This is a genomic window from Marinibacterium sp. SX1 (assembly GCF_050389775.1).
GTDB lineage: Bacteria > Pseudomonadota > Alphaproteobacteria > Rhodobacterales > Rhodobacteraceae > Marinibacterium.
Genome location: NZ_CP177144.1, coordinates 109,053 through 129,160, shown reverse-complemented (window position 1 = coordinate 129,160; position 20,108 = coordinate 109,053). Strand labels below are relative to the sequence as shown.

Annotated in this window: 19 protein-coding genes; 9 read left to right on the top strand and 10 right to left on the bottom strand. The window is 70.9% G+C overall.

All coding sequences use genetic code 11. The features are described from left to right. Position 1: 1 nt before the first annotated feature. The 4 genes from ACK3BB_RS00600 to ACK3BB_RS00585 are packed head-to-tail and all read left to right on the top strand — an operon-like array spanning position 2 to position 3,872. Positions 2-970 (top strand): branched-chain amino acid ABC transporter permease, encoded by a 969-nt coding sequence (locus ACK3BB_RS00600; RefSeq protein WP_428926791.1) that lies wholly within the window; start codon positions 2-4, stop codon positions 968-970. Then, positions 967-1,695: an ABC transporter ATP-binding protein gene (locus ACK3BB_RS00595; RefSeq protein WP_428926790.1), complete on the top strand. Its 729-nt coding sequence runs from the start codon at positions 967-969 to the stop codon at positions 1,693-1,695. Before ACK3BB_RS00600 ends, ACK3BB_RS00595 begins: the two co-directional genes overlap by 4 nt. Further along, positions 1,688-2,410 carry an ABC transporter ATP-binding protein gene (locus tag ACK3BB_RS00590; protein ID WP_428926789.1) on the top strand — a complete coding sequence of 241 codons (723 nt, stop codon included), beginning with the start codon at positions 1,688-1,690 and terminating at the stop codon, positions 2,408-2,410. Before ACK3BB_RS00595 ends, ACK3BB_RS00590 begins: the two co-directional genes overlap by 8 nt. 13 nt (positions 2,411-2,423) lie before the next feature. Then, on the top strand, positions 2,424-3,872 hold the full coding sequence (locus ACK3BB_RS00585) for an aldehyde dehydrogenase (protein WP_428926788.1): 1,449 nt from the start codon (positions 2,424-2,426) through the stop codon (positions 3,870-3,872). Positions 3,873-4,237: 365 nt separating this feature from the next. Here ACK3BB_RS00585 and ACK3BB_RS00580 read toward each other — a convergent pair whose 3' ends face one another. Continuing rightward, a complete protein-coding gene (locus ACK3BB_RS00580) occupies positions 4,238-5,440 on the bottom strand; it encodes an alkane 1-monooxygenase (protein WP_428926787.1) in 1,203 nt (400 codons plus the stop codon). 422 nt (positions 5,441-5,862) lie between these two features. Further along, positions 5,863-6,915 (bottom strand): A/G-specific adenine glycosylase, encoded by a 1,053-nt coding sequence (locus tag ACK3BB_RS00575; protein WP_428926786.1) that lies wholly within the window; start codon positions 6,913-6,915, stop codon positions 5,863-5,865. Positions 6,916-6,996: 81 nt separating this feature from the next. Between ACK3BB_RS00575 and ACK3BB_RS00570 the strand changes: the two genes are divergently transcribed. Genes ACK3BB_RS00570 through ACK3BB_RS00560 form a run of 3 tightly spaced genes read left to right on the top strand, consistent with a single transcriptional unit; the run spans position 6,997 to position 9,330 of the window. After that, on the top strand, positions 6,997-7,503 hold the full coding sequence (locus tag ACK3BB_RS00570) for a DUF721 domain-containing protein (protein WP_428926785.1): 507 nt from the start codon (positions 6,997-6,999) through the stop codon (positions 7,501-7,503). Between the two features lie 10 nt (positions 7,504-7,513). After that, positions 7,514-8,197 (top strand): DsbA family protein, encoded by a 684-nt coding sequence (locus ACK3BB_RS00565; protein ID WP_428926784.1) that lies wholly within the window; start codon positions 7,514-7,516, stop codon positions 8,195-8,197. Beyond that, a complete protein-coding gene (locus ACK3BB_RS00560; protein WP_428926783.1) occupies positions 8,197-9,330 on the top strand; it encodes a CaiB/BaiF CoA transferase family protein in 1,134 nt (377 codons plus the stop codon). The genes ACK3BB_RS00565 and ACK3BB_RS00560 overlap by 1 nt, the downstream gene beginning before the upstream one ends. A 119-nt stretch (positions 9,331-9,449) precedes the next feature. Here the strand turns inward: ACK3BB_RS00560 and lpxK are convergent, their stop codons facing one another. The 6 genes from lpxK to ACK3BB_RS00530 form a co-directional block, all read right to left on the bottom strand. Beyond that, positions 9,450-10,451: a tetraacyldisaccharide 4'-kinase gene (lpxK, locus tag ACK3BB_RS00555; RefSeq protein ID WP_428926782.1), complete on the bottom strand. Its 1,002-nt coding sequence runs from the start codon at positions 10,449-10,451 to the stop codon at positions 9,450-9,452. Continuing rightward, positions 10,438-11,610: a 3-deoxy-D-manno-octulosonic acid transferase gene (locus ACK3BB_RS00550; protein ID WP_428928793.1), complete on the bottom strand. Its 1,173-nt coding sequence runs from the start codon at positions 11,608-11,610 to the stop codon at positions 10,438-10,440. Before ACK3BB_RS00550 ends, lpxK begins: the two co-directional genes overlap by 14 nt. A 76-nt stretch (positions 11,611-11,686) precedes the next feature. After that, on the bottom strand, positions 11,687-11,929 hold the full coding sequence (locus tag ACK3BB_RS00545) for a DUF4170 domain-containing protein (protein WP_428926781.1): 243 nt from the start codon (positions 11,927-11,929) through the stop codon (positions 11,687-11,689). A 484-nt stretch (positions 11,930-12,413) separates the two neighbouring features. Next, on the bottom strand, positions 12,414-13,199 hold the full coding sequence (locus ACK3BB_RS00540; protein ID WP_428926780.1) for an inositol monophosphatase family protein: 786 nt from the start codon (positions 13,197-13,199) through the stop codon (positions 12,414-12,416). Further along, on the bottom strand, positions 13,186-14,532 hold the full coding sequence (locus ACK3BB_RS00535) for a TldD/PmbA family protein (RefSeq protein WP_428926779.1): 1,347 nt from the start codon (positions 14,530-14,532) through the stop codon (positions 13,186-13,188). The genes ACK3BB_RS00540 and ACK3BB_RS00535 overlap by 14 nt, the downstream gene beginning before the upstream one ends. A 483-nt stretch (positions 14,533-15,015) precedes the next feature. Next, on the bottom strand, positions 15,016-16,539 hold the full coding sequence (locus ACK3BB_RS00530; RefSeq protein WP_428926778.1) for a DUF2125 domain-containing protein: 1,524 nt from the start codon (positions 16,537-16,539) through the stop codon (positions 15,016-15,018). A gap of 266 nt (positions 16,540-16,805) precedes the next feature. Between ACK3BB_RS00530 and ACK3BB_RS00525 the strand changes: the two genes are divergently transcribed. Next, positions 16,806-17,423, top strand: coding sequence for an enoyl-CoA hydratase/isomerase family protein (locus tag ACK3BB_RS00525; RefSeq protein ID WP_428926777.1), 618 nt, complete (start codon positions 16,806-16,808; stop codon positions 17,421-17,423). Between the two features lie 478 nt (positions 17,424-17,901). Here ACK3BB_RS00525 and ACK3BB_RS00520 read toward each other — a convergent pair whose 3' ends face one another. Next, on the bottom strand, positions 17,902-18,195 hold the full coding sequence (locus ACK3BB_RS00520; protein ID WP_428926776.1) for an HNH endonuclease: 294 nt from the start codon (positions 18,193-18,195) through the stop codon (positions 17,902-17,904). 60 nt (positions 18,196-18,255) lie between these two features. Between ACK3BB_RS00520 and ACK3BB_RS00515 the strand changes: the two genes are divergently transcribed. Then, positions 18,256-19,449 (top strand): TIGR03862 family flavoprotein, encoded by a 1,194-nt coding sequence (locus ACK3BB_RS00515; protein WP_428926775.1) that lies wholly within the window; start codon positions 18,256-18,258, stop codon positions 19,447-19,449. A gap of 25 nt (positions 19,450-19,474) precedes the next feature. On the opposite strand, the gene ACK3BB_RS00510 is transcribed toward ACK3BB_RS00515, so the two are convergent. Next, positions 19,475-20,062, bottom strand: coding sequence for a glutathione S-transferase family protein (locus ACK3BB_RS00510; RefSeq protein ID WP_428926774.1), 588 nt, complete (start codon positions 20,060-20,062; stop codon positions 19,475-19,477). Between the last annotated feature and the right edge of the window lie 46 nt (positions 20,063-20,108).

Sequence of the window (20,108 nt, the reverse complement as noted above, 5' to 3'; positions counted from 1 at the left end):
CATGCGCCATCTGCCATCTGCCACCGCGCGGCCCGCCGCAATCCTGCCCGCCGTGATCGTGCCGGCCGTGCTGCTGGTCCTGGCCCTGCTGCCCTCGGTCCTGTCGGATTACGGGCTGGGCCTGATGATCGGCGCGGTGACCTACGTGGTCCTGGCCCAGGCCTGGGCGCTGTTTTCCGGCCATACGCGCTATATCTCGCTGGCCACCGTCGCCTTCTACGGCACCGGGGCCTATACCGTCGCCGTGCTGAACGAGGTGCTGCCCTATGGCGCCGTGCTGGCCGTGGCCGGGGCGATCGGCGGGGCCCTGGCCCTTGTCGTGGGCCTGGCCACCCTGCGCCTGGCCGGGGTCTATTTCGTCATCTTCACCTTTGGCCTGGCCGAGCTGATCCGCCAGCTGATCACCTGGTACGAAGTCAATGTCACCGGCACGCTGGGCCGCTACATCTTTCTCGATGTCACGGCCCGGGGGATCTATTGGCAGATGCTGGCCCTGGCCGCCGTGACCATCGCCCTGACCGCCTGGATCAACCGGTCGCGGCTGGGCCTGGCCCTGCGCGTGGTCGGCGATGACGAGGTTGTCGCGGCGCATTCGGGCATCCACCTGGCCCGGACCAAGCTGGCGGCCTTTGCCCTGTCGGCCGTCATCCTGACCCTGGCCGGGGCGATTGCCTCGCCGCGCTGGGTCTATGTCGAGCCGGCCATCGTCTTCAATCCGACCGTCAGCTTCCTGACCGTGATCATGGCCCTGCTGGGCGGGGCAAACCGGCTGTGGGGCCCGGCCCTGGGCGCGGTGCCCCTGTTCCTGGTCTTCGAATTCCTGTCGGCACATTTCCCGGACACCTACCCGATCTTCCTGGGCCTGCTCTTCATCGGGGTGGTCTTCGTGCTGCCCGATGGCGTGCTGGCCGGGATCGACCGGCTCAGGGCCCGGCGCCGTCCGGCCACGAAGAGGGAGACAACCGCATGAGCTTTCTGGTGATCGACGGCGCGGTAAAGACCTTTGGCGGGCTTCGGGCCGTGGACGGGGTCAGCCTGTCGCTGGAGCAGGGCGAGATCGTCGGCCTGCTGGGGCCGAACGGGTCGGGCAAGACCACGCTGATCAACCTGGTCTCGGGCGCCCTGCCCGCGAGCGACGGGCGGATCACGCTGGACGGCACCCGGCTGACCGGCCTGCGCCCGGACCGGATCGCCCGGGCCGGGGTGGCCCGAACCTTCCAGCTGGTGCGCGTGCTGCCCTCGCTGACCCTGACCGAGAACGTCATGATCCCGGCGGTCTTTGGCGCCCATGCCCATTGGGGCGCCGCGGCCCGGCGGGTGGCAGGCGAGGCGCTGGACCGTGTCGGCCTGGCCGGGCGCGAGACCGCCACGGCCGGAGAGCTGACCTATATCGACCAGAAACGGCTGGAACTGGCCCGGGCGCTGGCGGCCGAACCCTCGCTGCTGCTGCTCGACGAATGGCTGGCCGGGCTGAACCCGTCCGAGCTGCTGGAAGGCATCGCGCTGATCCGCGAACTGGCGCAATCGGGCATCACCATCCTCATGGTCGAACACATCATGGAAGCCGTCCGGGCGCTGTGTCCGCGGGCGGTGGTGATGAACTCGGGCCGGCTGATCGCCGATGCCCCGACCGAGGCCGCCCTGTCCGATCCGGCCGTCATCGCGGCCTACCTGGGAGAACCCGCCGATGCTTGAGTGTTCCGACCTGACCCTGGCCTATGGCAAGCACGTGGCGCTGGACGGGGTGTCTCTGCGCGTCGACGCGGGCGAGATGGTGGCCATCCTGGGCGCCAACGGGGCCGGGAAATCGTCGCTGCTGGGCGCGATCGGCGGGCGGGTGCGGCCGCGCGCCGGGCAGGTGCGCCTGGACGGGGCCGACCTGCTCGACATGCCCGATCACGCCCGGGTCGGCCGGGGCATTGCCCTGGTGCCCGAGGGCCGGGGCATCTTTCCCGGGCTCAGCGTGGCCGACAACCTGGCGCTGGGGGCCAACCCGGCCCATGCCAGGGCCGGGGCCGATGCCCGCCGGGCCGAGGTGCTGGCCCTGTTCCCCCGGCTGGCCGAACGCCAGGCCCAGCTGGCCGGCACGATGTCGGGGGGCGAACAGCAGATGGTGGCCATCGGCCGGGCGCTGATGTCGGCCCCGCGCCTCTTGTTGCTGGATGAACCCTCGCTGGGCCTGGCGCCCATCGTCGTGCAGGAGGTCTTTGCCGCGCTGGCCCGTATCCGCCGGACCGGCCTGACCATCCTGATCGTGGAACAGAACGCCCGGGCGACGCTTGCGCTTGCGGACCGGGCCTATCTGCTGGAAGCAGGGCGGATCACCGGATCCGGCCCGGCCGAGACCTTGCGAACCGATCCGGCGGTCGTGCGCGCCTTTCTGGGCGGTGCGGCCGTGGCCGGGGAATGAAAGGACCAACCTCATGGAAAGCCTGAACCTTTACATCGACGGTGCCCATGTCGCCGCCAGCGGCGACCGGCGGTTCACCCGGGAGAACCCGGTGACCGGCGAGGCCGTGACCCAGGCCGCCGCGGCCTCGGTCGAGGATGCGACCCGGGCCGTGGATGCCGCTGCCCGGGCCTTTGCCGAATGGTCGCGGACCGGCCCCGGCGAACGCCGGGCCCGGTTGCTGGCCGCGGCCGACAGCCTGGCCGCCCGGGGCGACGACATCGTCGCGGCGATGAAGGACGAGATCGGTGCGACCGAGGCCTGGGCCCGGTTCAACGTCAAGCTGGCCGGCGACATGCTGGTCGAGGCCGCCGCGCTAACCACCCAGATCAAGGGCGAGATCGTGCCGTCGAACCGGCCCGGCACAACGGCCATGGCCACCCGCCAGCCGGCCGGGGTCGTGCTGGCCATGGCGCCCTGGAACGCGCCGGTCATCCTGGGCGTGCGCTCGATCGCCACGCCGCTGGCCTGCGGCAACACGGTGGTCATGAAGACCTCCGAGCTCTGCCCGCGGGTCCATGCGCTGGTCATCGAGGCGGTGGCCGAGGGCGGCTTTCCCAAGGGGGTGCTGAACGCCATTTCCAACGCGCCCGAGGATGCCCCGGCGCTGGTCGAGGCGCTGATCGCCAACCCGGCGGTGCGGCGGGTGAATTTCACCGGCTCGACGCGGGTGGGCAAGGTGATCGGCGAACTGGCCGGGCGCTACCTGAAACCGGCGCTGCTGGAACTCGGGGGCAAGGCGCCGATGATCGTGCTGGAGGATGCCGACATCGACGCAGCCGTCGCGGCGGCCGGGTTCGGGGCCTACATGAACCAGGGCCAGATCTGCATGTCGACCGAGCGGATCATCACCGTCGGCGCGGCGGGCGATGCCTTTGCCGAGGCCTTTGCGGCCAAGGTGGCCAGCCTGCCGGCCGGGGACCCGCGCGAGGGCGCGGCGCCGCTGGGGTCGCTGGTCAATGTGCCGGCGGCCGACCGGGTGCGCGAGCTGATCGCCGATGCGGTGGACAAGGGCGCGACGCTGATCGGCGGCGGCGGTGCCGGCACGATCCTGAATGCAGCGGCGCTCGATCACGTCACCCCGGACATGCGGCTTTATGCCGAGGAGAGCTTTGGCCCGGTGGCCGCGATCATCCGGGCCGGATCGGTCGACGAGGCCGTGCGGATCGCCAACGAAAGCGAGTTCGGCCTGTCTTCGGCGGTGTTCGGGCGTGACGTGATGGCCGCGCTGGACGTGGCCCGGCGCATCGAGAGCGGGATCTGCCATGTCAACGGGCCGACGGTCCACGACGAGGCCCAGATGCCCTTTGGCGGGGTCAAGGCCAGCGGCTATGGCCGGTTCGGCGGGACCTGGGGCATCGAGGAATTCACCGAGCTGCGCTGGATCACCCTGCAGGACGGCCCGCTGCATTACCCGATCTGATGACGTGATCCGTTTGGCCGGCCGTCCTGGCCGGCCGGACACGGCCCGATCTCGCGCCGAGGTCGGGCCGCGCGGCATGTGGCGTGGTCCGTTGCGCCGGCTTTGCCCATCGGCCCCGCCCTGTCCCAACGGTCCTGCGCAACGCCAAGGTCCTGGCTCATCGGTCCGCTCCTGGGCATCGACCTTGCCGTGGCCTGGCGATCCTGCTCAGGTTTGTTGATGCCGCCCTGGCCCGTCGACCCTGCCTTGGCGCGGTGACACCGGGCAAATCAACGGTGCCGCTCCGCTTGATCGGTCCGGGCTTGTCGACCCCGCCCCGCCTTGTCGACCCCGCCCCGCATCGTCGGGACCCGGCCCGAGAAGGCCTAGCGGGGCAGGGGCAGGCCGCCCTTGTAGTAGGGCTTCCAGTCCTCGATGTCGGGATAATGCCGCCGCCGCCAGTCCCGCACGCGGGGGTTCATCACCCGCCGCCAGACCGGGGGGATCATCGCCGCGACGGTCATCACCGGGTAGCCATGGGGCAGCTGCGGGGCCTCGTCCTCGTCATAGGTCTGCAACAGGGGAAACCGCCGGTCTGGCCGGTAATGGTGATCGGAATGGCGCTGCAGGTTGATCAGCAGCCAGTTCGAGGCCTTGCGCGCCGAGTTCCAGGAATGGTGAGGTTTGACATGTTCATAGCGCCCGTCGCCCAGGTGGCGGCGGGTCAGCCCGTAATGTTCGACGTAATTGACCAGTTCCAGCTGCCAGATCGCGACGAAGGCCTGCAGCAGGAACAGGCCCAGCCCGGCCCAGCCACCCAGCCCGAAGGCCAGGGCCAGCATCGCGCCTTGCAGGGCGGCATAGCGCCAGTACGGGTTGGACCGGTGGTGCCAGGGCAGCTTGCGCCGGGCCAGCATGGCCCGTTCGGCGGCAAAGGCCGAGCCCGGGCATTCGGCCAGCACCCGGGGGAAATAGCGGTGGAAGCCTTCGTTGTAGCGCGCGGTGACGGCATCGCGCGGGGTGGCCACGTAGCGGTGATGCACCAGCAGATGTTCCGAGCGGAAATGGGAATAGAGCACCATGGCCAGCAGCAGGTCGGCCAGGTTGCGTTCCAGCCGGTTGGACTGGTGCATCAGCTCGTGGGAATAATTGATGCCGATGGTGCCGGTCAGGATGCCCACGCCGAAGAACAGCCAGGCCTTTTCGCCTCCGCTCAGGTGGTCGCTGTGGGTGGCGTAGTAGATCAGGGCGAAGAGCGTGACACATTGCACGGGCACCCAGAGCGCGGTGATCAGGCGATAGGCCGTCAGCTGGTCGTCGGGGGTCTGGGGGTCGGCATTGGCCTTTTCCAGGCCGGTGGCCAGGTCCAGCCCCCAGAACAGCCACCAGGTCGAGGCCGGCAGCAGGGCCAGGGTCCAGCCGCCGTGGATCGCGGCGACGATGGCCAGTGGGGGCAGCAGGAAGGACACCCAGAACGGCGCGGCATGGCGTAGGCTGGCCAGGCGGTCGGGGGCGAGATAGGCGGGGCGGGCCGGCCGGGCAGGGGCCTCGGCGCCGTCCGGTTCGGTCTGTTGTCGGGGGGTGGTCATGCGCCGGCTCCGGTTTGCGCCGGAGTGTAACGCGGTTTCGGGCCGGGGACCAAGGGGGCGAAACGGCCCGGCAGGGGGACAGGACGTCGCGTTGTGACCGGGGCGATGGGGCCGGGAGACTGTCGGGAGAGCGGCAGGCAAGCGCCGTTGGCTGGGGGCGAGCGACAGGCAAAGGGTGGGGCCGGGTGCAAGTGTGGCGGCCGAGCGTCGGGGCCGGGCGCAAATGACGGGCCTTGAACCGATGACCGGGCGGCGGCGGCAGGCAGGCGGGGGTGCCGGGCATGTCGGGCCTCCCACCCTGTCCAACCCGGCGCGGGACGGCTTGCGGGTCAAGAGCCCACCCCGGCCCGCCATGCCCGGCCCCGACACAAGGCCGGAGGAACTTGGTTCGCGATGTTCGGCCCGCAACGCCCCCGCCCGGATCACCCCTTGCGGTACAGGTCGAAGGCCTTGCGCATGACCGTCGGCAGGTCCGACGGCCGGAACTCGTGCCGCGAGAAGAACCAGCCCCGGTTCGGCGCGGCCCCGGCGGGCAGGTCGGCGCAGAGCACGGTCAGCACCAGGTGGAAATGGGTGAAGGTATGGCGCACCTCGGCGCCCAGCGGCCGCCAGTCGGCGGCGATCGGCGGGGCGGGCGCCGGGGCTTCGGTCCAGTCCGAACCGGGAAAGCCCAGCATGCCGCCCAGCAGCCCCTTGTCGGGTCGGGTTTCGACCAGCAGCGCGCCATCGGCCCGCCGGCCGATGTAAAGATACCCCCGGCGCACCGGCTTGGCCTTCTTGGGCGTCTTCGCCGGCAGCGCATCGGCCGTGCCCCGCTCGTGGGCCAGGCAGGGGGCGCGCAGCGGGCAGATGCCGCAGGCCGGGCTGCGCGGCGTGCAGATCGTGGCGCCCAGGTCCATCACGGCCTGGGCGTGATCGCCCGGCCTTGCCTGCGGCGTCAGCTCGGCCGCCCGGGCCTTGAGCAGCGGTTTCGATCCGGGCAGCGGATCGTGGATGTCGAAGAGCCGGGCCATGACCCGTTCGACATTGCCGTCCATCACCACCTCGGGCAGGTCGAAGGCAATGGCCGAGATCGCCGCCGCCGTGTAGGGCCCGATGCCGGGCAGGGCCAGCAGGGCCGCCGGATCGTCGGGGAACCGCCCGCCGTGATCGGCCACCACGGCCCGGGCACATTTCAGCAGGTTGCGCGCCCGGGCGTAATAGCCCAGTCCGGCCCATTCCCCCATGACCCGGGCATCTTCGGCCGCCGCCAGCGCGCCGACCTCGGGCCACAGCAGGGTGAACCGCGTGAAATAGTCCTTCACGGCGGCCACGGTCGTCTGTTGCAGCATGATTTCCGACAGCCAGACCCGGTAGGGATCCGGCCGCACCCCGGCCGCCCTTTGCGCCGGGCCGACCCGCCAGGGCAGGTCGCGGGCATGGATGTCGTACCAGTCCAGAAGGCCCTGGCCGATGCTCGAGCTTTCGTCACGCAAGTTTTATGCCCTCCTGCGGCGGTTCCGCTGGTTCCTGACGGTCAAACGCATACAATGGGGCGGAAGGAGTGCAAAACCACCATGGCGCCGCGTCAGACCACGACCTACGGTTTCAAGCAGACCGCATCGCTGTTGACCAGCCGGATCCGCAAGGCCAGCGAAAGCCGTGGCTTTGCCGTGTCGCGCGTGCTGGTGCATTGGGAAGAGGTCGCCGGCCCCGAGATCGCGGCCATCGCCCGGCCCGTCGACATCAGCTACAAGGGCAAGAAATTCGGCGCCACGCTGACGCTCCTGACCACGGGGGCCAATGCCCCGATGCTGGAAATGCAGAAACACCGGATCCGCGAACGGGTGAATGCCACCTATGGCTATGAAGCCATTTCGCATATCCGCATCACCCAGACCGCCCCGACGGGCTTTGCCGATGGCCAGGCCTCCTTTGCGCCCGCGCCCCGCAAGGCCCCGCCGCCGCCCGACCCGGTGATCGCCCGCGAAGCCAGCGAAACCGCCAGCGGCGTGGCCGACGATGGCCTGCGCCATGCGCTCGAGGCGCTTGCCCAGAACGTTCTTACGAAATCGAGAAGTTGAGAGACCCATGATGATCCGCACCCTCCTGTCCGCCGGGGGCTCGGCCCTGCTGCTGGCCGCGTCCTATGCCTTCCTGGCCATGCCCACGGGGCGCAGCGGCGAGGCCGTCTACCTGCCCGGCGCGGCCATGGCCCAGGAAACCGCCGAGGCGGCCGAGGTCGATACCTCGACGATCCGGGAAATGGTGCTGGGCGCCGAGGATGCGCCGATCACCATGATCGAATACGCGTCCTACACCTGCCCGCATTGCGCGGCCTTCCACGCCGGGCCGTTCAAGGAAATCAAGAAGAACTACATCGACACGGGCAAGGTGCGGTTCATCTACCGCGAGGTCTATTTCGACCGCTACGGGCTCTGGGCCTCGATGATCGCCCGCTGCGCCGGGTCCGACCGGTTCTTCGGGGTCAACGACCTGCTCTATTCGACCCAGGACGAATGGGTGCGCGCGGGCGAGCCCCAGGCCATCGTCGGCGAGCTGAAGAAGATCGGGCGCATGGCCGGGCTGGATGATGCGGCCCTGGAAAGCTGCCTGCAGGACGGTGACAAGGCCCGCACGCTGGTGGCCTGGTTCCAGGAAAACGCGGCGGCCGACGATGTCACCGGCACGCCCAGCTTCGTCGTCGACGGCGAGAAGGTCTCGAACCAGCCCTATGCCGATTTCAGCGCGCTCTTCGACGAAAAGCTCGGTGAGTGATGCCTGAGGCAAAGCAGGCCCCGCTGAAGGGCCTGAAGGTCATCGAGATGGCCCGTATCTTGGCCGGCCCCTGGGCCGGTCAGACGCTGTCGGACCTGGGCGCCGAAGTTATCAAGCTGGAAGCCCCGCGCGGCGACGACACCCGGCGCTGGGGCCCGCCCTTCGTGGAGCACGACGGCGAGGTGGCGGCCAGCTATTACCATTCAGCCAACCGGGGCAAGGCGTCGGTCATCGTCGATTTCTCGACGGCCGAAGGCCAGGCCCGCGTGCGCGAGCTGGTGGCCGATGCCGACGTGGTGATCGAGAATTTCAAGGTCGGCGGGCTGGCCAAGTACGGGCTGGATTACGACTCGCTGGCCAAGGTCAACCCGGGGCTGGTCTATTGCTCGATCACCGGGTTCGGCCAGGACGGGCCCTATGCCCACCGGGCGGGCTATGATTTCATCATCCAGGGCATGTCGGGGCTGATGTCGATCACCGGCGCGCCCGAGGGCCAGCCGCAGAAGGCCGGCGTGGCGATCACCGACATCTTCACCGGGGTCTATTCGGTGACGGCCATCCTGGCGGCGTTGCAGATGCGCGCGCGCACGGGCCGGGGCCAGCATGTCGACATGGCCCTGATGGACGTGGCCGTGGCGGTGACGGCCAACCAGGCGCTGAACTACCTGACCACGGGCGTGGCCCCGGGGCGGATGGGCAATGCCCACATGAACCTCACGCCCTACGAGGTCTTCGATTGCGCCGACGGGCACATCATCATCGCCACGGGCAACGATGCCCAGTACCAGCGCCTGTGCCGGCTGCTGGGGCTGGATGACATGGCCGAACACCCCGATTACCTGGAAAACAAGGACCGGATCGCCAACCGCCGGGTGATGATCGCCCGGCTCAACGGCGCCACGGCGGGCCGCACGATGGACGACCTTCTGTCGGCCTGCGAGGCCCAGGGCGTGCCGGCCGGGCCGATCAACACGCTGGACCGGGTCATGGCCGATCCCCAGGTCGTGGCGCGGGGCATGCAGATCTCGCTCGACGGCGTGCCCGGCGTGCGCGCACCCTTCCGGTTTTCCGATGCCGACCTGTCGCTCACCCGCCCGGCGCCGAAACTGGGCGAAGACGACGGGCGGTTCTGACCACGGGTGACACCCTGTGCGGGGCTGTTCCGTATGGATACTTAAGAAGAGAAAGAAGCAGCAGGGCCGTCCGCTGCTTCTTTCTCTTTCCAAGTATTCCCCGCCGGAGGCACCGCGCTTTAGCGCGGTTCGCGCGCCAGGTCGGCCAGCCTGTCCCGCAACCAGCGGTCATCGCTGATGGCCAGGCGGACGGGCAGGGTGATGACCTTGAACCGGAACTCGCGCGGCAGGCGGACGGCATCCTTTTCGGTGGTCACCAGCTGGGCGCCCAGGGCCATGGCCTCGGTCTCCAGCCGCGTCATCAGGGCCGGGCTGAGCGGCTGATGGTCGTCCAGCGCCTCGGCCCGGACCAGCTCGGCGCCCAGACCGCGCAGGGTGGCAAAGAACTTCTCGGGCCGGCCGATCCCGGCAAAGGCCAGCGCCCGCGTGGTCGACCAGTCCATCCCGGTGTTCAGGGGCTCCAGCCGGCCTTGCAGCCGGGGCAGGGGGACCGCGGGCGCCCAGCGGGCGGCAAAGCTCTCCTGCGCCTGGTCCGGGCCGATCGACAGGACGGCATCGGCCCGGGCCAGGCCCGTGGCCACCGGTTCGCGCAGCGGCCCGGCCGGCAGGCAACGCCCGTTGCCGAAGCCGGTCAAGGCATCCACGACGATCAGCGACAGGTCCTTGGCCAGGCCGGGGTTCTGGAACCCGTCGTCCAGCACCACCACCCCGGCGCCTTCGGCCTCGGCCATCCGGCCGCCGTCGGCCCGGTCGCGGGCGACGATGACATCGGCAAAGGCCGACAGCAGCAGCGCCTCGTCGCCGACATCCGCCGCCTTGTGCCGCCCGGGATCGACCCGCACCGGCCCGGCCAGCGATCCGCCATGGCCCCGGGTCACGACGAAGGGCCGCAGGTGCAGCGCGGCCAGGGCCTCGATCAGCCAGATCACCGTCGGCGTCTTGCCCGTCCCGCCCACGTTCAGGTTGCCCACGCAGATCACCGGCACGCCCAGCCGGGCGCCCGGCCCGCGGGCGATGCGCCGGGCCGTGGCCGCGGCATAGGCCCGGCCCAGCGGGGCCAGCAGCCGGGCGGCCAGGCCCGGGCGGGCGGGGTCGTTGGTCCAGAACTCAGGCGGTTGCATCGCGCATCCCGGTGGCATCGTGGAAATCCTGCACCAGCTCGGACAGCCGGTCGATCAGCCAGGCGCCTTCGGTCACGACATCCCAGCCGGCCAGGGCCATGCGCGCCGATTCCTCGGGCTGGATCAGCCGCAGCACGACATCGCCCAGGTGCTGGGCCCCGCGCACCAGCTGGGTGCCCCCGGCCTGGGCCAGCCGTTCATAGGCCTCGCCCTGGGCGCCGGTGTGATGGCCATGCAGCACGGCCGATCCCAGCGCCGCGGGGATGAAGGGATGGATGCCCGGCTCTTCGTCGGGGCTGAGCGTGCCGCCCATGACGCTGAGCGGGGCCAGGCGGAACCACAGGGCCGGGCTGTCGGGTTCGCGGGTGACCAGCACCTGGACAAATTCGTCGATCGGATCGCCCGGCTCCCAATCGGCATGGCGCAGCCCGGCCCCGTCCAGCAGGGCCTTCAGCGCGGCGGGATCGAAATTGGCCGACGGGCTGATCACCAGGAGCAGCCGGTGCGACAGGCGCACGGTGTGGCGGTGGGCGCTCAGCAGGCCCACGGCCTCTGACGCGCAGAGCCCGGCGGCGAACCAGACCGGCCGGCCGGCCAGCATCTCGCCGATCTCGGTCAGCTCGTCCTCGGAACAGGGCGGGGGCGCCAGGCTGTCCTGCAGGGGCGGAGCCACCTGCAGGGCCTCGGTCGGCAGGCCGATGCGCTGCAGGCGCGAGAAGGTCGCCGTGTCCAGGGCAAAGACCCGGCGGAAGACCCGCAGCACCGCGCGCTCGGGATCGGGCAGCCAGGGCAGCACTTCGCGGCCCAGCCCGCTTTCGTCGATATCGGTCAGGATCAGCGGCACGTCGGCGGCATGGGCGGCCGACAGCAGGTTGGGCATCAGGTGGCCGCCGGCCCAAAGCCCGACGGCCGGGCGCCAATGGTCGAGAAACTCGGCCGCGGCGCCGGGATGGTCGCTGTCCAGCGGGATCTCGTAGAGCGCGCCGTCATGGCGGGCCGGACGGGGCCCGGTCAGGTGCCGCCGGTCGAAGGTCAGCAGCACGGCCAGGTCGTCGCGCTGGGTGCACAGCCGGTCGGCCAGGTCGAGCAGGGCCGCCGCCCGCATGTCGGTGGTCGCGTGGAACCAGACCACGGGCCGATCCGGCCGCGGGCCCGCCACGGCAATGCCGGGCGGTGGTTTGCGGGCCGACAGGGCCCGGTATGCGGTCAGACTGAGCGGGCGGATCAAGGCGGGGTCAGCCGAGTTCCTCGGTCGAGGAGGCTTCGGCCTCTTCGTCGCGCAGCCGGTGCAGATGGGCGATGAAGTAACGCATGTGGGCGTTGTCCACGGTCCGCTGGGCCTCGGCCTTCCAGGCGTCACGGGCGCTTTGGTAATCGGGGAAGATGCCGACGACATGGATGTCGTCGACGTCCTTGAATGCCGTCTTGGACGGGTCGATCAGCTCGCCGCCAAAGACGAGATGCAGGCGTTGGGCCATGGTGGGCTCCTTTCCGATGCGGCTGCGGCGACCCTAGGCATGGCCGCGCGCAGGTCAAGTTACCTCAGGGCGTGTCCGGTCGGGGCCGGGCACATGCAGATCACGGAACTGGTCAAAGGGGACGTCGCGGGCAGAACAGGGGCCGGTTCGCGGGTCAATCCGCGGGCCGGCGCGCGGGCCACGTCACGGGGGAAATCACGGGTCATGGTTCGGGGGCGGTGGGCAGGGGCGGCGGCGGGGCCGGACTTGGTGCCTGCCACGGGGGCGACCATACGGACGGATACCGGTTCGATCATGCGTGCAGTCGCGGGGCCGGTCACGGGGTCGGACATCCCGGCAGCCACGCAGTCGGTCACATGGGAATTTGCCGGAGCAGCTACCTGGCCAGTCACGCGGACAGCCGCCGGTCCAGCCACACGGGCAGCAACCGGGCCGAACATCCGGGCAGTCTCCGGGGTCGCCAGAAGGGCGGCACCAGGGCGGATCATGACCCGGCCAGCCCGGCCAGCAGCCCGGCATGAACCGAGGCCCCGCCGGCCAGCACGCCGTTGACCAGCGGTTGCGGATTGTTGAACACCAACGGCCCGCCGGTACGGTCGGTCACCCGCGCCCCGGCTTCGCGCAGGATCAGGTCGCCGGCGGCCACGTCCCATTCCCAGCTGTCGCGCAGGGTCAGCATGGCATCGAACCGGCCTTCGGCCACGGCGGCCATGCGATAGGCCAGCGACGGGCGGTATTCGCGCTTGAACCGGGGCACGCCGTCCTTCCACAGCGACGGGTCCAGCGCGGGCCGGGCGGCCAGGACCGAGGCCCCGTCGACCGCCTCGCGCCGGCTCGGCGCGATCGGCCGGCCGTTGACAAAGGCGCCCTGGCCGGCGGCCGCGGAATAGAGCTGGTCGCGCATGGGCAGGTAGATCACCGCCGCCACGACCACCCCGGCTTCGGCCACGGCCAGGGCATGGGCCCAGGTCGTCGCCCCGTCCATGAAGCTGCGCGTGCCGTCGATCGGGTCGATGATGAACACCCGGTCGGCGCCCAGCCGGTCTTCCGTGTCGGGGCTTTCCTCGGACAGCCAGCCATAGCCCGGCCTGGCCGGGCGCAGCATCTCGGCCAGGGTTTCGTTGACGGCAATGTCGGCCTCGGTCACCGGGCCGGCCCCGTCGGGCTTGTCCCAGCGCTTGGCCAGCGGGCCGGTAAAGCCCGTGGCCACCTGGCCGGCCGCCCGGGCGGCGCGGGTCAGCAGGGCGAGATCGGTGTCAGCTGCCGGCAAGGGTCATCCCGTCGATCAGGAGGGACGGCACCACGCGGCTGAGATGGGTGCGGGCGTCGTTGGCCGGGCGCAGGCGCAGCAGCATGTCGGCCAGGTTGCCGGCGATGGTGCATTCGTTGACCGGATAGGCGATCTCGCCGTTTTCCACCCAGAAGCCCGAGGCCCCCCGGCTGTAATCGCCGGTGTTGGGGTTGATCGTCGCGCCGATCATCGAGGTCACCAGCAGCCCGGTGCCCATGTCGCGCAGCAGATCGTCCCGGCTGGCGCTGCCCTGGGTCAGGGCGATGTTCCAGTTCGACGGCGAGGGCGGCGACGAGGTGCCGCGCGTGGCATTGGCCGTCGATGCCAGGCCCAGCTTGCGCGCGCTGGCCAAGTCCAGCGTCCAGCCCGTCAGCACGCCCTTGTCGATGATCGCCCGGCGCGTCGTGGCCAGGCCCTCGGCGTCAAAGGGCCGCGAGGCGCCGATGCGCGGACGGTGCGGGTCCTCGATGACCGACAGCGCCTCGGGCAGGACCTGTTCGCCCAGCCGGCCCATCAGCCAGGACGACCCGCGGGCCACCGCCGCGCCATTGGCCGCGGCCAGCAGGTGGCCGATCAGCGAGCCCGAGATCCGTTCGTCGAAGAGCACCGGGTAGGTGCCGGTGGCGGGCTGGCGGGCGTTCAGGGCGGCCACGGCCCGTTCGCCGGCCGATTGCCCGATCTCGCCGGGCGCGCGCAGGTCGGCGGCAAAGGTCCGGCTGTCGCCGTCGTAATCGCGTTCCATCCCCGTGCCCTGGCCGGCAATGGCCACGCAGGACACCGAGGTGGCCGTGCGTTCATACCCGCCGTCGAACCCGTTGGTCGCGGCCAGGTGCACCCGGCTGCGGCCGTAATGCCCGCCGGCGCTGTCGACCTGGGCCACGCCGGCCACGTCCCGGGCCGCGACCTCGGCGGCCAGGGCCATGTCGCGCAGGGCTTCGGCCGAGGGTTCGGCGGCCGGATCGGCCAGTTCCAGCGCGGCGATGTCGACTGGGCCGGCCAGCTGTCCGGGTTCGGCCAGGCCGGCATGGGGGTCGTCGGGCGCCTCGCGGGCCATGGCCACGGCCCGTTCGGCCATCATGGCCAGGGTTTCGGGCCGGCTGTCCGAAGCCGAGACGATGGCCTGCTTGCGGCCGATCAGCACGCGCAGGCCCAGGTCGGTGCTTTCCGAGCGTTCGGCCTGTTCCAGCACCCCGTCGCGCACGTCGATCGACACCGACCGGCCGTCGACGACCAGGGTGTCGGCCGCTTCGGCCCCGGCCTTGCGGGCGGCGTCCAGAAGGGCATGGGCGAGGGCGGCGAGATCCTGGGTCATGGTGCCTCTGTGTCACGGGCTGGAATATGTCGGAGGTATCCCGTCCGGCCCCGGCCCGCAAGCACCGGCCCGTTCACGTCCTTGCCGAATCCTTGCCGAAACATGGCGATGCGCCGTTCCTGTGCCTTGCACCGCGCGCGCGCCACGGCCCGATCGCGCCCACCTTCGTGCCCGGTAGCGTGGCGGGCGGCGGGGCCCGCTATGCGCGACGTCGTGGCAATCCGCCGGGGTGGGCGGCCCATATGCGCCCCCATGGCAGCCCGCCGGGGCAGGGGCCAGATGAGACATCGTGGCAACCTACCGGGGCAGGGGGCATGCGAGACAACGTGACAACGAGACAACGCACCGGGGCGAGAGGCCATATGCGGTCCATGGCACCTCACCGAAGCGGGCAACCATACGCGACCCGGTGACACCCCGCCGGAGCGGGCGTGCCATGCGACGCCCGGGCCACCCGCCGCAGCGGGCAGCCGGGGCGCGGCCTTACTGGATGCGCTGGCCGTTGGCCGAGATATGGCCCTGTTCGTTGATCTCCAGCTTGGAATTCAGCGTGTCGGGCTCTGTGCCCGGCACGGCCAGCAGGCCCATCATCATTCGCGCGCTGCCGGCTTCCTGCGGGCCGATCAGCCCCATCTGGCTGAGCTTGTCGACCAGCGCATTGCCGCCCGTCAGCTGCAGGTTCAGCTCGCCCACCGGGCGGGGCATGCCGTTGAACGTCTCGGTGTCGTCATTGTCGAAGGTGAACGACCCGGTGCCCGCCAGCCGCGCGCCGACCATGTCCAGTTCCAGCGCCCGGATGTCCAGCTCCTCCAGCTGGCCGGGGGCCTCGCCGGTCTGTTCCAGCTGCGTGGCCACGGCCGGATCCAGCAGGTTGGCCAGCACCGTTGCCTTGCCGGCCAGGTCGACCAGCAGCGTCGCCGGATCGCGCGGCAGGATGGATTGCGGGTCGAACATCATCCAGATCATGTCCGACATCTCGAAATCGTCCAGGTTGACCATCAGCGCGAAATCCTTGGGCTCGGGCCCTTCGGACAGCGGCAGGGTCAGCCCGGCCTTCAGGCCTTCGGCCTCGATGGTCAGCGGGAAGGGCAGCTGGGCGACCATGGCCGTGACCGTCGACGCGGCATGGACCAGGTTGTAGCTCAGGGCATCGCCGGTCATGGCCATGTCGATCGTGCCCTCGGCCGAGGTCAGCTCGGCGGTGAAGGCCTGGCCGTCTTCCTCGCCCGACAGGGTCAGCGCGGCCGCATCATGGGCAAAGGTGCCGGCAAATTCGTACCCCGCCTGCATCATGGCATAAAGATCGCCGCCGCTGCTCGACGTCGGCATCATGCCCTCGCCCTCGAAGGTCAGCCCGGCCATCTCGCCCGATGCCGCGCCCTTGCCCTGGCCGGGCACTTCGAAGGCCATGTCGAAGCTGGCGCTGTCGACGCTGGCCGTCATGTCCATCGGCCGCAGCTCGCCCGGGCCCAGCGTGGTGGTCGAGGTCAGGCCGGCAAAGCTCATGGCCATGCGGATGGCATCGGCCGGGATCTCGTCGCCCGGCGTGTCGATCGATTTCAGCGCCACGTCGACCGTGTCGGCGGCATAGGCCTGGGTGATGGCATCGGCATCGCCCGACATGACCAGGCTGGGCGCGGCCTGGATGATGTCGACGACAACGGTCATCGGCGTGCCGGTCTCGGGGTCGGTGAAGGACGAGGTGACGGGCATGACATCGGGCATCTCGACCCGCACGGTGCCATCGCCCTGTTCGACGAAGCGCAGCGTGCCGAAATCGATGGCCGTGCTGCCGCCGGTCTCGGGCACGGTCATGGTAAAGACCGTGTCGGACACGACCAGCGCGTCGCCCTCGCGGGTCTCGGTGGCCGCCCCGTCATAGCCCGAGCCGGCCAGGATGTCGCGCAGCGAGCCCCAGGCCTCTTCGGCGGTGACATCGGCGGCGGCACCCTGGGCCAGGGCGGCGATCAGCGCGGAAACGGCGCAGGTGGTTCGGAAATGTCTCATCTGAAAAGGATCCTTTCGCCTTTTGGCGCGCATGCTCTGCCGTCCGGCCGGCGCCGTCAACCGCCCCGGCACGCCCGCGGGGCCCGCCCGGGGGGCAGGATGGGGCGCGGGTGGCACAATCGCGCGACAGGGCGGGCGACCGGGCCGCGCAACCGGTGGAAAGGCGCCGGTGGCCGGGGCGGGCCGGCAGGGTCTTGCAATCGCGCGGCGGCCCCGCATTCTGGCCCGGGCCCCCGGCGGGGCCGTCCCCGACCCGGAGCTGCCCCATGATTCGCTGTGACAGGACCGACGGCATCTGGACCGTCACCATCGCCCGGCCCGACAAGGCCAATTCGCTGACCCTGGCCATGCTGACCGAGCTGGCCGAACGAATCGAAGAGGCCGGCACGACCGGCCGGGCCCGGGCGGTGATCCTGACCGGCGAAGGCCGGGTGTTTTCGGCCGGGGCCGATCTGGACGAGGCCCGGGCCGGGCTGGCCACCTCGCCGGTCTGGGAGCGGCTGTCTGCGGCGGTCGCGGCCTTGCCCTGCCTCAGCATCGCCGCCCTGAACGGCACCCTGGCCGGCGGGGCCATGGGCATGGTGCTGGCCTGCGACCTGCGGCTGGCCGTGCCGGGGGCAAAGTTCTTTTACCCCGTGATGAAGCTGGGCTTCCTGCCCCAGCCCTCGGACCCGGTCCGCATGGCCGCCCTGATCGGCCCGGCCCGCACCCGGCTGATCCTGATGGGCGGCCAGAAGATCACCGCCGACGAGGCCCTGTCCTTCGGCCTGGTCGACCGCATCCGCGAGGGCGATGCCCTGCTGAACCATGCCCGCGAGATTGCCGCCGACAGCATCGCCGCCGATCCCGACCTCTGCGCCGCGATCAAGGCCATGTGCCGCTGAGCCCCTCTTGCCCGGGGCCCGCCGCGTCCCTCGCCTCTGCACCCTGAGCCCTCCGGCCCTCCATTGTCCCCGGCGCCGTCTCGCATCGTGCTGCGCCTGCCGCGCTGTCCCCGGCGTCCGGCGGCTCCCGTCCGCGGAGACCCCCTGCCGTCCAACCTGGTATGGCACTTCCCGGCCTTTCACCGCCTTCACCCCCGCGCAGCCTCCGCCTCCTGCGGCGCCCGCCCACTGCGCCCCCCCGCCGTCGGGCCTCGTATTGCGCTTCCCGCGCCTCCCGACCGTCCACCGCCTCCGCCGTCACGCTGCCTCCTGCGGCGCCCGCCCATCGCGATCCTCGCCGCCTGCCTCGTATGGCGCTCCCCTGTCCTACCGGCCTCCCACGGCCTCCGCCCGCGCGCTGCCCCGACCATTGCGCGCCGACCTGCTGCTTCTTTCTCTTCCCAAATATCCGGCCCTGTCCCCGCCACCGGGCCGGCCCTCACCGCTTCCTCCGCCGGCCCGGCACGCGCGAATGAAACCCCGGCGGCCGCTTGCGCACCCAGTCAATGAACCTTGCCAATCGGGGATGGGCCTGCAGCGCCTCGATCGTGTGATAACGCGCCGCCAGCTCGGCTTCGGTCAGCGTCGCGTGGATCTCCAGGTGGCAGATGTGGTGCAGCAGCACCACCGGCCCGCCCTTGCCCCCCTTCAGCCGGGGCACCAGGTGATGCAGGCTCTGTTTCGCCTCGGCCGGGATCGGGCGGCCGCAAAGCGGGCAGGTCGGTGCGTCCATCGGGCCTTTCCTCGCCGGTCTTTCCCCCATAGATGAAGTCATCCCCAGCCAAGGCAAGCCATGTCCCCTTCGACCAAGACAGCCTGTGTGATCGGCGGCGGCCCCGCCGGGCTGATGGCCGCCGAGGTCCTGGCCGGTGCCGGGCTGGCCGTCACCCTGGCAGACTCCCGGCCCTCGGTCGGGCGGAAGCTTCTGATGGCCGGCAAGTCGGGGCTGAACCTGACCAAGGACGAAGCCCCGGAGCCGTTTCTTGATGCCTATGCCGAGGCCGGCGACTGGCTGGCCCCGGCGCTGGCCGGGTTCGGACCGGGTGACGTCATGGCCTGGGCCGAGGGTCTGGGCCAGCCGCTGTTCACCGGCACCAGCGGGCGGGTCTTTCCACGGGCCATGAAGGGCTCGCCCCTGCTGCGCGCCTGGCTGGCCCGGCTGGACGGGGCCGGTGTGCAGATCCGCACGCGTTGGCGCTGGACGGGCTGGGACGGCCCGGCGCTGGGTTTCGAAACCCCCGACGGCCCGGCCCGGTGCCGCCCCGATGTCACCATCCTGGCCCTGGGCGGGGCCAGCTGGGCACGGCTGGGTTCGGACGGGGCCTGGGCCACGATCCTCACCGATGAGCACCCCGCGCCCTTTGCGCCCGCCAATGCCGCGCTGTCGGTCGACTGGTCCGCCCACATGGCCCCGGTCTTCGGCCAGCCGGTCAAGGCCGTGGCCTGGCGGGCGGGGGACCATGTTTCGCGCGGGGAGGCCATCGTTTCGCAGCGCGGGCTGGAAGGCTCGGGCATCTATGCCGTCAGCCGGGGCATCCGCGAGGGCGCGCCGCTGGTGGTCGACCTTGCCCCGGACCTGGCGGCCGACGTGCTGGCCGCGCGGCTGGCCCGGCCCCGGGGCAAGGCCAGCCTGTCCAACCACCTGCGCAAGGTGCTGCGCCTGGACCCGGTCAAGCGCGCCCTGCTGATGGAATGCGCCCGGCCGCTGCCCCAGGATCCCGCCGCCCTGGCCGCCCTGATCAAGGCCCTGCCGGTGCAAGGCGCCCGCTTGCGCCCGCTCGACGAGGCGATCTCGACGGCGGGTGGGCTGACCCGCGCGGCGCTGGACGACCGGCTGATGCTGCGCAGCCGGCCCGGGGTCTTTGCCGCGGGCGAGATGCTGGATTGGGAAGCGCCGACGGGCGGCTACCTGCTGACGGCCTGCCTGGCCACCGGGCGATGGGCCGGGCAGGGCGCGCTTGACTGGCTGGCCGGGGCGCCGGCCTGACCGGCGGCGCCCCGCTTGCACCGGATCACCCCCGGGCGCGGGCCGCGCGATAGGCCGGGCGGGCGCGCAGGGCCTTGCCATAGGCCTTGAGGCTGTCGCTCTCGATGGGGAAATCGGCGGCAATGGCCCAGCCCAGGCAATGGCCCAGCAGGATGTCGGCGATGGTAAAGGTCTCGCCCATCAGGAAGGGGCCCTGCATCTCGCCGGCCAGCCGGTTCAGGTTATGCCCGAATTCCCATTTCAGTGGCGCGACGATCTCGGGCACCCGGCGCTCTTCGGGCAGGATGCGCCCGTAGCGCGCGGCGGTCCACAGCAGCGCGTCGCATTCGTCGTTCACCCGCTCGGTATAGCCGTCCTGGCGGCCGCGTTCGAGGCTGCCGGCGGGAAAGGTCAGCCGGCCGTGGCGATCGGCCAGGAAGGTCATGATGGCCACCGAATCGGTCAGCACCGTGCCGTCGACCTCCAGCGCCGGGATCTTGCCCAGCGACGATACCGCCCGGACCCCGGGGCTTTGCGGCCCAGCATCCACCAGATCGTAATCGAGGCCCATTTCCTCCAGCGCCCACATCACGCGGAACGCGCGCGAGGCTACCTGGCCGTAAAGCTTGTACATGCCGAACTCCCTGTTCCCGGCGGCGCCTCTGGTGGGCCGCCCCCGG